Raw genomic sequence first — 12793 nt, forward strand, 5'->3', positions numbered from 1 at the left:
CCATCATGACGAGCCCCGACAGCACCACCGGAGGACTTCTGCATCGGATGCGACCAACGGCCGCGTGCTACGTCTATTAGAACACATTCTCGATACTGTCGCAAGCCTTCACGCCGTGCAATCGCGGCGGAAGGACGCACCTGAACGTGTCGAACGACGAGCGGCGGGTGCAGGCCACGCGGGGCGAATGCCAGCCAAGCATGAGTTAACCTTATCGCGGTAACATTAACTCTAGAGCAGGTGGACTCAACCGTGGCTCACTGGGAGCGAGTACATGTCCCACCCGATTTCACAGGCCTGACGCGTGCCGATCGACAGGGTGGTAGCTATCTCCGCTACCACCCGGACCGGCTTCTAGCAGTATCAAACGCTCTGGACGGTGAGGTCCTTGAGTATGCCGCTGAGGTCTCCACCGCCCTGGCACGCCTCGGAGAGCGACTTCGTTCCAACCCGCTTCCGATCCTGTACTCGACGATGATCCGCTCGGAGTCCATCTCCTCGTCATGGATCGAAGGCATCCGTGAGAACCCTCGAGCCATTGCCATAGCGCAGCTTGGCGACGCGACCGCGTCGCACAACGCCTCCTCGGTGATCCGCAATGTGGATGCGATGAAGGAAGCGATCGAACTCCTCGGCGGGGGCGCTTGGAGCCATGACCACGTGCGAGAGATACACCACGATCTCCTGCCCTGGCATCGACCGGGATACCGAACTGAGCAGGTGTGGATCGGCGGCCGCAACAAGTTCAGCGCCGACTACGCGGGCCCGCCGCACGAGTTGGTGGATCCTCTCATGGACGACCTTCTGAACTACGTCAACACGGCGGGTGACCTCCCGGTGGTGCAAGCTGCAATTGTCCACGCGCAGTTTGAGACCATCCACCCTTTCGAGGATGGAAACGGTCGTGTCGGAAGAGCGCTCTTCCACGGCATCCTGAAGCGTGCTGGGCTGGTGGACGGTGGCGTGATCCCACTGTCCACGGTGCTCCGCAGCGATCTCGGCGGGTACGTCGAAGCGCTGACGAAGTACCGCTACGACGGTGACGACCGGAGCTCCGCACTGGACGTCTACATGGCTCGGTTCCTCGACTATGTGAGTGCTGCGGCATCAGCAGCTGAGGCATTCCGACTGGCTGCCATCGACATCCACCAACGCTGGAAGCAGTCGGCATCAGGGTTCCGGTCGGACTCATCCATCCATCGCGCAGTCGATCTCGTGGTCGAGTACCCCGTCGTATCGGCCAGGTTCCTGGCCGACAATCTCGGCGTCTCCTCCGTCTCGGCACAAAAACTGGTCAAGCAACTCGAAGCCATCGGGATCGTCCGAGCCGCCTCCGGAAAGTATCGAAAGTCCGCACTGTTCCAAGCCGACGACATCCTTGAGCTTCTCGAGCACGGCGCCGAGGGGATCCAAGCGAAGCGGGGCGACCTTCGCCCGTAGGCGGCGGACTGCCCTACCTCTATCGCCGGCGAGCGCGGGCGCAATCCCGCGCGTAGTGACTTCTATGCGCCGACGCGCCTCGGCGCCCACAGGATGAGGGCGCGATCGCGGCGGTGAGCGCGCTGCGCGACGAGCTGTGCATGCCCGACGGCAGGGTCCTCGACCTGATGTCGTCCTGGGTGTCGCACCTGTCCAGGAAGCCGGCCGACGGGCCGCTCGTCCTCGTCGAGCCATTCCCGGTCACCGTCGTGCCCCGACGGCTGGTCGGGCGCTGACCCACACGTCCATCCGATCGGCGACCACGAGCGAATCACTGCCGTGATCGCACGCCGTACTCTGCTCGGACTGCCCGCCGTCGGCCTGGCGGGCCTCGCCCTCGGTGCGTGCTCGTCACCGACCGACCAGGAGGCCTCCGTGACCACCGACGACAACGCCGACGGTCCGGCTGGAGCGGGACGGCTGGCCTATGGGCCCGACCCCAGCCAGTTCGGCGAGCTCCACCTCCCCGAGGGTGCGCCGCGCGGCGTCGTGGTGGTGATCCACGGCGGCTTCTGGCTCAGCCAGTACGACTACACCCTCGGCACCCCGCTGGCCGCGAGCCTGGCTGCCGCGGGCTGGGCGGCGTGGAACCTCGAGTACCGCCGGGTCGGCAACGGCGGCGGTGACCCCACCACGTTCGACGACGTGGCCGCCGGCATCGACAAGCTCGCGGACCTCGACCTGGACACCTCCACCGTCGTCACCCTCGGTCACTCCGCCGGGGGGCACCTGGCTGCCTGGGCAGGCTCGCGCGGGCGCTTCCCGCAGTGGGAGGGCGGTGTCGCCGTCACGCACGTCATCTCCCAGGCCGGCGTGCTCGACCTCGTCACCGGTGACTCCGAAGGTCTCGGCGGCGGTGCGGTGGCCACCTTCCTCGGGCACGAGCCCGGACCGGACGACGCGCCGCTCGACCCGCAGCAGCAGGTGCCGCTCGAGCAGCCGTTGTGGTGCGTCCACGGTACCGACGACGGCAACGTCCCGATCAGCCAGTCCGAGCGGTACGTCGCAGCCGCCACCGCCGACGGGGCGAGCGCGGAGCTGGTCACCATCGAGGGCGGTGACCACTTCACGTTGATCGACGCGGGCTCCGAGGCCTGGGCGCGGACGCTGGGAATCCTGGACACGATCGGCTGAGCGACGGGGGACGATCGGCGATCACGCGTCGGGCAGCGACGAGACCCTCTGCCAGGTGTCCCGGGACGGCTCCGGGGTCAGGGACCCCACGGTGCGCCGCCCCGCTCGCCGAGGACGAGGCAGGCGGCCACCGCCGGCCAACAAGCCATTGCGGCCAGATCCTGACCCCAATGAGTCCTACTCTGGGCGGATGTCGACCAGTGCCCGGATGCTCAGCCTGCTCTCGCTGCTGCAGACCCACCGCTTCTGGCCCGGCGACGAGCTCGCCACGCGACTCGAGGTCAGCCCGCGCACGCTGCGTCGCGACATCGAACGCCTGCGCGACCTCGGGTACGCCGTCGACGCGGCACGAGGGGTGGCCGGCGGCTACCAGCTGCGCGCGGGTGGCACCCTCCCGCCGCTCGTCCTGGAGGACGACGAGGCGGTCGCGATCGCGGTCGGCCTGCGCAGCGCCGCCGCCGGCTCCGTCGGCGGGATGGCCGAGACCTCGGTGATCGCCCTGACCAAGGTGACCGGGCTGATGCCACCGAGGCTCCGGCGCCGGATCGATGCGCTGGCGTCGCAGACCGACGCCGCGCGTCCCTGGGGAGGCGGCCCCACGGTCGACGCCCGGGTCCTGACCACCCTGGCCCAGGCCTGCCGTGACGACGAGCTGCTGCACTTCGGCTACACGACCCGGGGCGCCGCCGACTCCGACGCGGTCGTCCGTCGCGTCGAGCCGCACCGCCTGGTGTCCCTCGGTCGCCGCTGGTACCTGGTCGGCTTCGACCGCGACCGCGACGACTGGCGCTCGTTCCGCGTCGACCGGATGAGCGAGCCCGCGTCGACCGGTCGACGCTTCCTGCCGCGTGACCTGCCTGCCACGGACGCCCTGACGTTCGTCCAGTCGGGCATCCGACGGATGCCGCAGCGCTACGACGTCCGGGTCATCGTCGACGCCCCGGTCGACGACGTACGCCGCGCCGTGGGCATCTGGGGAGAGGTCGAGCCGCTGCCGGACGGCGCGGGGTGCCGGTTGTCGATGAACGTCGACGACCTGCGCTGGCCGGTGATGGTGCTGGCCCAGGTCGAGGGCGCGATCACCGTCGAGTCGCCGCCCGAGCTGCGCGACGCGCTACGGCGTACGGCGCAGCGCTTCGCCTCGGCCACCTGAGCCCGGCCCCCGCCCGGGACGACCGGCAACCCTCAGGCGAAGACGCCCTCCGGGAAGATCCCGCCGGCGAGCATGCCCTTGACCATCGGCATCCCGACCTCCTTGAGCCGCTTGGTCCCGTCCTCGCCGATGACGTCCCAGGGGGCGGCGGCCATCTCGTCGGTGGCCGCCTCGATGGAGGTGCGCAGCGCCTCGCCGTCGGCGGTGAGGGTCCCCGCCTCGGCGTCGAGCAGCCCCCGCTCGTCGAGCGACGCGGACGCCGCCGCCCACTCCTCCGGCGACCAGGCCCGGGTGAGCTGGGCGGCGCCGACGGTGAAGCCGGTCCCGGTCGCGGTGTGCGAGACCAGCGCCTCGATCCCGGTGAGCCCGGCCGAGAGCAGTGCCGCGATGTGCCCGTCGCCGCGGTACTCCCGCAGCAACGTCAGGCCGTGCCACAGCGCGAGGTGCGGGACCTCGGGCCAGTCGAGGTCGGCGTGGGCGGCGTACAGCGGACGCCCCGCGGGGTCGCACGCGCCGACGGCTCCGCGCAGCAGCTCGGCTGCCTCGGCGATGCCCGGGTCGGTCAGCGCCTCGTCGCCCAGGAGGCGCCGGTACGCCGCGTCGACGCCGCGCACCCGGGCCGCGTACGCGTCCTCGGGGGAGGCCGCCTCCCAGCAGGCCGGGACCAGCTTGGCGACCAGGGCCGGGTTGAACACGAAGAACGTCGCCGCCACGGGACCCGCGCCGACACGGCCCATCGGCGCCGAGCGACCGGCGAAGTAGGTGCCGCGACCCTTGCGGATCCCGAGGTCGACCAGCTCGGCCTCCACCTCGGGGGCGAAGTAGCACATCGCGTGCAGGGTCTCGAGCTGGCGGGCGGCGCGGCCGGAGTCATGTGGGTCCATGGTCCCTGTCTACACGTCCGGTCGCGGTCCGGCGTAGCCTCACCCGGTGCCTGCCCGTCTCCGCATCGCCCCTGCCGCGGACGTCTCGGCCGCCCTCGGTCGGGTCGCGGACGACGGCGACGCGGCCGACCGGGCCGACCTCCGCCTCCTGGTCAAGCACTTCCTCGCAGTGCTCGAGTCCCGCGCGCCGGGCGCCTCGGTCGAGGTGCGCGTGCCGCCGTACGCCGCCGTGCAGGTCATCGCCGGGGTGCGGCACACCCGCGGCACGCCGCCCGCGGTGGTCGAGCTGGACGCGGTGACGTGGGTGGGCCTCGCGACCGGCGAGCTGACCTGGGCCCAGGCACTCGCGAGCGGCCGGGTCAGCGCCAGCGGCGAGCGCACCGACCTGACGACGTACCTCCCGCTGCACCAGCCGGGATAGTCGCTGACGAAGTGGCCCCGCACACGGCCTGCGCGGGGCCACGTCGTCCCCTGGTGACCCCGGCAGGCGCCCTGTCGCCCACCGGATAGGTTGCGAGACATGAGTGCGAAGACGAGCGACGACATCCGCAGCACGGTGGCCGACCTCCTGCCGGGCATCCGCCGTGACCTCGAGGACCTGGTCCGGATCGAGTCCGTCAGTGCCGACCCGGCGCGCGCCTCCGAGGTGCAGCGCAGTGCCGAGGCCGTCGCCGAGCTCCTCCGGGCCGAGAAGTTCGCCAGCGTCGACATCGTCAGCGCCGACGGCGGGGCGCCTGCCGTGATCGCGCACAAGCCCGGCCCCGAGGGCGCCCCCACCGTGCTGCTCTACGCACACCACGACGTCCAGCCGGAGAACGACCACGCCGACTGGGACTCCGCGCCCTTCGAGCCCACCGAGCGCGACTCCTCGAGCGGACGTCGCCTCTTCGCCCGCGGTGCCGCCGACGACAAGGCCGGCATCGCCGCCCACCTCGGTGCGCTGCGGGTCTTCGGCGACGACCTCCCGGTCAACGTCACGATGTTCATCGAGGGCGAGGAGGAGGTCGGTTCCGAGACGCTCCCGGCGTTGCTGAAGGAGCACCAGGAGGCGCTGCGCGCCGACGTCATCGTGATCGCCGACTCCGGCAACTGGGACATCGGCGTGCCGGCGCTGACCACGAGCCTGCGCGGCCTGGTCCGCGTCGACGTCGAGGTGCGCACCCTGACCCACGCGGTGCACTCGGGCATGTGGGGTGGTCTCGTCCCGGACGCGCTGATGGCGCTGAGTCGCCTGATCGCCACGCTGCACGACGACGAGGGCAACGTCGCCGTCGAGGGACTGCACAGCGGACCCGCCGCCGACGTCGTCTACCCCGAGGAGCGGCTGCGCGCCGAGTCCGGGGCCCGTGCGGAGACACACTGGATCGGCAGCGGCTCAGTGGTCGAGCGTCTGTGGACCAAGCCGTCCCTGAGCATCACCGGCCTCGACGCCCCCAAGGTCGAGGGAGCCTCCAACACCCTCGTCCCTGCGGCCCGGGCGCGGATCAGCATGCGGATCGCCCCTGGCGACACCACCGCGAGCGCCGAGGCAGCGCTGCACCGGCACCTCGAGGCCCACGTCCCATGGGGCGCGCAGCTGACCGCCACCACCACCGACACCGGCGAGGCCACCCAGATCGAGGCCGACGGACCGGCGTACGACGCGGCCCGCGCCGCCTTCGCCGAGGCCTGGGACGGGACGGAGCCGGTCGACATGGGCGTGGGTGGGTCGATCCCCTTCATCGCGGAGTTCCTGGAGGCCTTCCCCGAGGCCAGCGTGCTGGTCACCGGCGTCGAGGACCCCGACACCCGGGCCCACGGTGCCAACGAGGGGCTCCACCTGGGGGAGTTCACCAAGGTCGTGCTCGCGGAGTCGTTCCTGCTGCGCAACCTCGGCGCCTGACCGCCGGCCGTGTCGCCCCGCCGAGCCACCACGTGACCACCGTCCACGACGCGACGCTCGCGTTCCTCGACCAGCACCGGGCCGCGCGGGTCGACGCGATCACCGACCGGCTGGTCGAGACGATCGTCAGCGTCAACGCCAACTACGCCGCCAGCTCGACCGTCACGCACGACGACCTGCGGCGCTCCTGCCACGACAACATCGACCGCGTGCTCGAGATCCTGCGCGCTGCCGTGGCCCAGGAGGGGCTGCCGGACGAGGACGACCCGGTCTACGGCGCTGCTCGGGAGACCGGCCGTCGCCGCGCCGAGCAGGGACTGCCCCTCGACGACGTGCTGCGCTCCTACCGGATGGGCGGCCGACTCATCTGGGACGACCTGGTCGAGGTGGGCGACACCGCGCTCGACGCACTGGCCGTGCGCGAGATCGGCACCCGGCTGTGGGAGGTCGTCGACGCGACGTCCGCCCAGGTCGCCACCGCCTACCACCACCAGGAGCTCACCCTCGTCCGGGCCGACGAGCAGCAGCGCGCCGAGCTCTGGGAGGGCGTCCTCGGAGGGCGAGCCCGCGAGCCCGGGTTCGCGCGCGAGGCCGCGCTGCTCCTGGACCTCCCCGCCGACGCGGACCTGCTCGTCGTCGTGGCCACCGAGCTCCGGCTGCGCTTGGCGGAGCAGGCCCTGGGCCTGCACGCCACCGCCTGGGTACGCCGTACGGCTGACGTGGTGGGGCTGGTCGCGCTGCGCGACGACTCGCCCGCTGAGGCGCTGCATGCACTGGAGCGGCTCAGCTCCGAGACCGACGGCGCGCTCGGGGTCTCCTCGGTGGTCCCCGGCCTCAGCGGCGTCGAGCACGGCTACGTCCAGGCCTCGTTGGCGTTGCGGGCCCAGGGCAAGGGGGTGGGACTGGCCCGGTTCGACGACCGGCTGCCGGAGGCGCTGCTGCTCGGTTCGCCGGAGGTGGCCTCGCGCCTGGTCGAGCGGTGGCTCGGCCCGGTGCTCGCCCTGGTGCCGGGGGAGTCGCGGGCGCTCATCGACACCCTGGGCGCCTGGGTGGCCAGCGGTGGCTCGGCGACCCGCACGGCCGCCGTCGTCCACTGTCACCGCAACACCGTCGCCAACCGGTTGCACCGGTTCACCGAGGTCACCGGCCACCGGCTGAGCGACGACGCCGTTCCGGTCGACCTCGACCTGGCCCTGCGCGCCTGGCGCCTGCGTCTCGCGCGCTGAGGGTCGTCGACTCGTCAGGACTGACGCCTGTGCGGATTGCACACTCTTCGCTCGATGACGGTGAGCACCGAGCGCATGGTGCAACTTTGTGATGGGTGACACAGTGGCAGGAGTCTGCGCACCGACGCCGGGGTCCACTCCGGGGCGTGGACGGATCGTGGGGTGTCGAGATGTCGATCGCAGAGACGGCGACGGACGCAGGCAACATGCACAACCCGAGCAGCGCCGACGGGACCGGCGGTTCCGGCGGCTCGGGACTGGGACGGCGCAGCTTCCTCGGCTACGTGGTCGGCGGGACGACGCTGGTCGCCGCCGCGGAGTTCGCCGCCACCCCGCGCGCCGACGCGGTCATCCCGTCGGCCCCTCAGATCCCCGAGCTCTACGACCTGGAGGACCTGCAGACCGACGCGGCCCTGCCCACCTCGGCGCTGATCTCGGTCACGATCAACAAGGACGGGACCGCCTCGTTCGCGATCCCGCGCGCCGAGGTCGGCCAGGGCATCACGACCTCGACGGCGATGATCCTCGCCGACGAGCTCGACCTGCCGGTCTCCAAGGTCAAGGTGACGCTGGCCCCGGCCCGTCCCGAGCTGCTGCTCAACCAGCTCACCGGTGGCTCCAACACCACCGTGTCGACGTACACCCCGATCCGGGTCGCTGCCGCGATCGCGCGCAACGCGCTCCTCGACGCCGCGGCCATCGAGCTCGGGTACGCCGTGGCGCGGCTGCGCACCTACGAGGGTCTGATCGAGGCGCCCGACGGCACCACGATCTCCTACGGCGACCTGGCGGACAAGGCGGCCAGCCCCCAGACCAAGAAGGTCGAGGTGGTCCTCAAGGAGGCCAAGGACCGCAAGGTCGTGGGCCGTCCCCACAACCGCGACGACGCCCTGGCCGCGGTCACGGGTCAGAAGAACTTCTCGATGGACCTCGACGTCAAGGGCGCTCTGCCCACGATGGTGTGCCGCCCGCCGACCCTCAACGGGTCGCCGCGCCGGCTCAAGAACCGCAAGAAGATCAAGCGGATGCCCGGCGTCAAGGACGTCGTGAAGGTCAACACCGGCATCGCCGTGCGTGCCCGCACGTTCGGCCAGTGCATCGACGCCATCCGGGAGATGGACGTCGTCTGGAACAAGGGCAGCGTCGAGGGCGAGTCCGACCACACCATCCTGGCCGGGCTGAAGCGGGCCGAGATCCCGATGATCGTGCCGAACGTCCCGATCCTGGCCGACCAGATCGACGCCGACTTCGCCTTCGCCTTCCGCAGCAGCGCGGCGCTGGAGCCCAACTGCGCGATCGCCGACGTGCGCGAGGACTCTGCCGAGATCTGGGCAGGCCTGAAGGTGCCGATCCTGGCGCAGCAGAACATCGCCCAGGCGGTCGGCCTGCGCCAGGACCAGGTCAAGGTCAACGTCATCACCAGCGGTGGCTCGTTCGGACACAAGCTCTTCAGCGACGCCGCGATCGAGGCCGCGAAGATCTCGAAGAAGATGAAGAAGCCGGTGCGACTCATGTGGCACCGCGCCGACGAGCCGCGCCAGGGTCGCCTGCACCCGATGGTCACCTCGCGCGTCCGGGCGACGATGCTCGGCAACGAGGTGCTCAGCTTCGAGCAGCGCAACACCAGCGTGGTCACCGACTTCAGTCACGGCCTGGGTGAGATCATCACCTCGACCCTCGACGAGGCGCCGACCTCGGTGGGCAAGGCCCTCGGCGGCCTCGCCTTCTCCGAGACGATCTTCACCCTGACCCAGGAGCTGCCCTACAACTTCGGGGCGGTGACCCAGCTGCTCAGCGAGACCGACGGTCGGTTCAACACCGGCAGCATGCGCAACATCTACTCGCCCGACACCGCGGTCGCCAGCGAGCTGGTCATCGACATGATGGCGAAGAAGATGAAGATGGACCCGCTGGAGTTCCGGCTGAAGTTCATCAAGGACGAGCGCACCCGGGCGTGCTTGGAGAAGGTCGCCGAGGAAGGCAACTGGGGACGCAAGATGCCGGCCCACCGGGCCCAGGGCATCGCCGTGCACAAGGAGTACAAGGGCTCCACGGCCGTGCTCGTGGAGATCGACACCCGGCCCAGCACCGTCAACCGCAAGATCCGCAACGCGGTCACCGGGCCCCGGGTCACCAAGGTCGTGATGGCCGTCGACGCCGGGCTCGTGATCAATCCACGTGGCCTCGAGGCCCAGATGCAGGGCGGCTTCATGGACGGGCTGGCGCTCACTCTCACGAGCAGTTGTCACCTGCGCAACGGCAAGTTCCTCGAGGCCAGCTGGGACAACTACTTCTACACCCGCCAGTGGAACGTGCCCCGCAAGATCGACGTCCACATCATGGATCCCGGGGTCGACCAGCCCGGTGGTGCCGGTGAGGCCGGCGTGCCTGCCTCGGCGGCCGCCGTGGCGTGTGCCTACGCACGAGCCGTCGGCAAGGTGCCCACGGCGTTTCCGATCAACCACGGTGAGATCTCGTTCAAGCCCAAGACGTTCGTGCCGCCCGTGCCGAAGTCACCCACCAACGGCCTCAAGTTCACCTACTGAGAGACGAAGGAGCAAACAGATGCCCAAGCAGACCTTCATCCTCAACGGCAAGCCCGTCACGGTGAACGTGAACGACGACGTCCGTGTCCTCTGGGTCCTGCGCGACCTGCTCGGGGTCACCGGCCCCAAGTACGGCTGCGGGATCAACGTGTGCAAGGCGTGCACCTCCCACATCAACGGCAAGGCCTTCAACCCGTGCTCGGTCAAGGTCGGTGACCTGAAGAAGAAGGACCGGGTCACCACCATCGAGGGGCTGCCCGACACGGTCGGCAAGAAGCTCCACCCGATGCAGCAGGCCTGGATCGACCGGGACGTGCCGCAGTGCGGCTACTGCCAGCCCGGGCAGATCATGGCGGCGGTCGCCACGGTCAAGAAGGTACGCCGTGAGGGCCGCCAGCTGCGCGAGTCCGACCTCGACGAGATCCGCAACATCTGTCGCTGCGGCACCTACGCCCGGATCCGCGAGGCCGTCGAGGAGGGCGCGCGCAACATGCGCTGAGCCTGTCCCCGTCAGTGTCGGGTCAGGGGGTCGGGCACGGGCAGGGACCTGACGCGCCGCTCCTGGTCCTCCTGGGAGATCCCGATGGCCTCGTCGGCCACGGCGATCTCTACCTCGTGATCCAGGTAGGTCACCGCCAGCGGCACCGTGCCGCCGCGGGAGGTGCGCTTCGCGGCGTTGCCCACCAGGTTGGTGAGCACCCGTTCGAGGCCCTCCTCGTCCCCGCAGCCCGGCAGCGGGCCGTCAGGAGCGTCCAGGCGCAGGAGCAGCTGGAGGGACTCGTGGGAGGAGGCGTCGGACCACTGAGCGACGTCGAAACGCCGCTGCTGGTGATGGGCCTCGGCGCTCACGGTCGGTACCTTCGTCAGTGCGGGCGACCTCACGGCACGGGGGATGACACCGACGAGCGCCCGATCTCCTAGACTCATCACTGTGCCCTACCTGAGCAGTCGCGGACAACGGCTCGGCGGCGACGGACGTCTCACTGCCGCCCTCGACCCTCACGACCAGGGGCCCCAGGACGCCTGCGGCGTCTTCGGGGTGTGGGCTCCCGGTGAGGACGTCGCCAAGCTCACCTACTTCGGGCTCTACGCCCTGCAGCACCGCGGCCAGGAGTCCGCGGGGATCGCGGTCAGCAACGGTCGCCAGATCCTCGTCTACAAGGACATGGGCCTGGTCTCGCAGGTCTTCGACGAGACCACGCTCGACTCGCTCAAGGGCCACCTGGCCATCGGGCACTCGCGCTACTCCACGACCGGCGCCAGCACCTGGCAGAACGCCCAGCCCACCTTCCGTCCCACGGCCGACGGATCGATCGCACTGGGCCACAACGGCAACCTGATCAACACCCACGACCTGGCCCAGGCCGTCGCCGACCTCCCCAGCGACTCCGGGGAGCTCGACATCCACGCGCGGGCCCTGGAGTCCTCGACCAACGACACCGGCCTGGTGACGGCGCTCCTGGCCCACCACCCCGACACCAGCCTGGAGGAGCGCGCCCTTGAGGTGCTGCCGCTGCTGAACGGCGCCTTCTCGTTGGTCTGGATGAACGAGGACACCCTCTACGCCGCTCGCGACCCCCAGGGGATCCGGCCGCTCGTGCTGGGTCGGCTGGACCGCGGCTGGGTGGTCGCCAGCGAGGACGCCGCCCTGGCCACCATCGGAGCCAGCGTGATCCGTGAGGTCGAGCCCGGCGAGATGATCGTGATCGACGACCAGGGGCTGCGCTCCCACACCTTCGCCGAGCCGAAGCCCAAGGGCTGCGTCTTCGAGTACGTCTACCTCGCCCGGCCCGACGCCCGGATCAGCGGACGCAGCGTCCACGAGGCCCGCGTCGAGATGGGTCGCGAGCTCGCCCGGCAGTTCCCCGTGGACGCCGACATGGTGATGCCCGTGCCGGAGTCCGGCACCCCCGCAGCCTCCGGGTACGCCGAGGAGAGCGGCATCCCGTTCGGTCAGGGCTTCGTCAAGAACGCCTACGTCGGCCGCACGTTCATCCAGCCAAGTCAGACGCTGCGCCAGCTCGGCATCAGGCTCAAGCTGAACGCCCTCGAGCACATGATCCGGGGCCGGCGGATCGTGGTGGTCGACGACTCGATCGTGCGCGGCAACACCCAGCGTGCCCAGGTGCGGATGCTCCGTGAGGCCGGTGCGCTCGAGGTGCACGTGCGGATCTCCAGCCCGCCGGTGAAGTGGCCGTGCTTCTACGGCATCGACTTCGCGACCCGCGCCGAGCTGATCGCCAACGGGCTGGACGCCGACGAGATCGCCGCGAGTGTCGGCGCCGACAGCCTCGGCTACATCTCGCTCGACGGGATGATCCAGGCGACCGGTCAGCCGGCCGACAACCTCTGCCGGGCGTGCTTCACCGGTGAGTACCCGATCCCGCTGCCGCCCGAGAGCCAGCTGGGCAAGCACCTGCTGGAGACCTCCCTGTCCACGCCCACGCTGGGCAAGGCGCTGCCCGTCCTCAACAACCCGTAAAGGGGCG

Annotated in this window: 12 protein-coding genes; 10 read left to right on the forward strand and 2 right to left on the reverse strand. The window is 70.4% G+C overall.

The window, feature by feature from the left end:
* Nucleotides 1-252 precede the first annotated feature (252 nt).
* The 4 genes from Q1K33_RS13475 (at nt 253) to Q1K33_RS13490 (ending at nt 3766) form a co-directional block, all read left to right on the forward strand.
* Nucleotides 253-1440, forward strand: a complete 1188-nt coding sequence (locus Q1K33_RS13475) for a Fic family protein (RefSeq protein WP_300404843.1) — start codon at nt 253-255, stop codon at nt 1438-1440.
* Between the two features lie 113 nt (nt 1441-1553).
* Entirely contained in the window at nt 1554-1715 is a 162-nt protein-coding gene (locus Q1K33_RS13480) for a hypothetical protein (RefSeq protein ID WP_300404782.1), read from the forward strand.
* A gap of 43 nt (nt 1716-1758) precedes the next feature.
* Nucleotides 1759-2613 (forward strand): prolyl oligopeptidase family serine peptidase, encoded by an 855-nt coding sequence (locus Q1K33_RS13485; RefSeq protein WP_300404784.1) that lies wholly within the window; start codon nt 1759-1761, stop codon nt 2611-2613.
* 190 nt (nt 2614-2803) lie between these two features.
* Nucleotides 2804-3766 carry a YafY family protein gene (locus Q1K33_RS13490; protein ID WP_300404786.1) on the forward strand — a complete coding sequence of 321 codons (963 nt, stop codon included), beginning with the start codon at nt 2804-2806 and terminating at the stop codon, nt 3764-3766.
* A gap of 32 nt (nt 3767-3798) precedes the next feature.
* Here Q1K33_RS13490 and Q1K33_RS13495 read toward each other — a convergent pair whose 3' ends face one another.
* Entirely contained in the window at nt 3799-4650 is an 852-nt protein-coding gene (locus tag Q1K33_RS13495; RefSeq protein ID WP_300404788.1) for a hypothetical protein, read from the reverse strand.
* A 46-nt stretch (nt 4651-4696) separates the two neighbouring features.
* Here Q1K33_RS13495 and Q1K33_RS13500 point away from each other — a divergent pair, with 46 nt between their 5' ends.
* From Q1K33_RS13500 to Q1K33_RS13520, 5 genes are all read left to right on the forward strand, one after another.
* Nucleotides 4697-5071 carry a sterol carrier family protein gene (locus Q1K33_RS13500; protein ID WP_300404790.1) on the forward strand — a complete coding sequence of 125 codons (375 nt, stop codon included), beginning with the start codon at nt 4697-4699 and terminating at the stop codon, nt 5069-5071.
* A gap of 99 nt (nt 5072-5170) precedes the next feature.
* Nucleotides 5171-6532 (forward strand): dipeptidase, encoded by a 1362-nt coding sequence (locus Q1K33_RS13505; RefSeq protein WP_300404792.1) that lies wholly within the window; start codon nt 5171-5173, stop codon nt 6530-6532.
* Nucleotides 6533-6564: 32 nt separating this feature from the next.
* Entirely contained in the window at nt 6565-7758 is a 1194-nt protein-coding gene (locus Q1K33_RS13510; protein WP_300404794.1) for a helix-turn-helix domain-containing protein, read from the forward strand.
* Nucleotides 7759-7928: 170 nt separating this feature from the next.
* Nucleotides 7929-10304 carry a molybdopterin cofactor-binding domain-containing protein gene (locus Q1K33_RS13515; protein ID WP_300404796.1) on the forward strand — a complete coding sequence of 792 codons (2376 nt, stop codon included), beginning with the start codon at nt 7929-7931 and terminating at the stop codon, nt 10302-10304.
* Between the two features lie 19 nt (nt 10305-10323).
* Nucleotides 10324-10803 (forward strand): 2Fe-2S iron-sulfur cluster-binding protein, encoded by a 480-nt coding sequence (locus tag Q1K33_RS13520; protein ID WP_300404798.1) that lies wholly within the window; start codon nt 10324-10326, stop codon nt 10801-10803.
* An 11-nt stretch (nt 10804-10814) separates the two neighbouring features.
* Here Q1K33_RS13520 and Q1K33_RS13525 read toward each other — a convergent pair whose 3' ends face one another.
* Nucleotides 10815-11153: an ATP-binding protein gene (locus tag Q1K33_RS13525; protein ID WP_300404800.1), complete on the reverse strand. Its 339-nt coding sequence runs from the start codon at nt 11151-11153 to the stop codon at nt 10815-10817.
* 82 nt (nt 11154-11235) lie between these two features.
* Here Q1K33_RS13525 and purF point away from each other — a divergent pair, with 82 nt between their 5' ends.
* Nucleotides 11236-12786 carry an amidophosphoribosyltransferase gene (purF, locus tag Q1K33_RS13530; protein ID WP_300404802.1) on the forward strand — a complete coding sequence of 517 codons (1551 nt, stop codon included), beginning with the start codon at nt 11236-11238 and terminating at the stop codon, nt 12784-12786.
* The last annotated feature ends 7 nt before the right edge of the window (nt 12787-12793 follow it).

This window comes from Nocardioides sp., from assembly GCF_029937575.1.
Lineage (GTDB): Bacteria > Actinomycetota > Actinomycetes > Propionibacteriales > Nocardioidaceae > Nocardioides.

Coding starts and splice junctions, on each gene's coding strand:
- Q1K33_RS13520 (WP_300404798.1), top strand. CDS start 10,324: ATGCCCAAGCAGACCTTCATCCTCAACGGCAAGCCCGTCACGGTGAAC.
- Q1K33_RS13505 (WP_300404792.1), top strand. CDS start 5,171: ATGAGTGCGAAGACGAGCGACGACATCCGCAGCACGGTGGCCGACCTC.
- Q1K33_RS13495 (WP_300404788.1), bottom strand. CDS start 4,650: ATGGACCCACATGACTCCGGCCGCGCCGCCCGCCAGCTCGAGACCCTG.
- Q1K33_RS13490 (WP_300404786.1), top strand. CDS start 2,804: ATGTCGACCAGTGCCCGGATGCTCAGCCTGCTCTCGCTGCTGCAGACC.
- Q1K33_RS13515 (WP_300404796.1), top strand. CDS start 7,929: ATGTCGATCGCAGAGACGGCGACGGACGCAGGCAACATGCACAACCCG.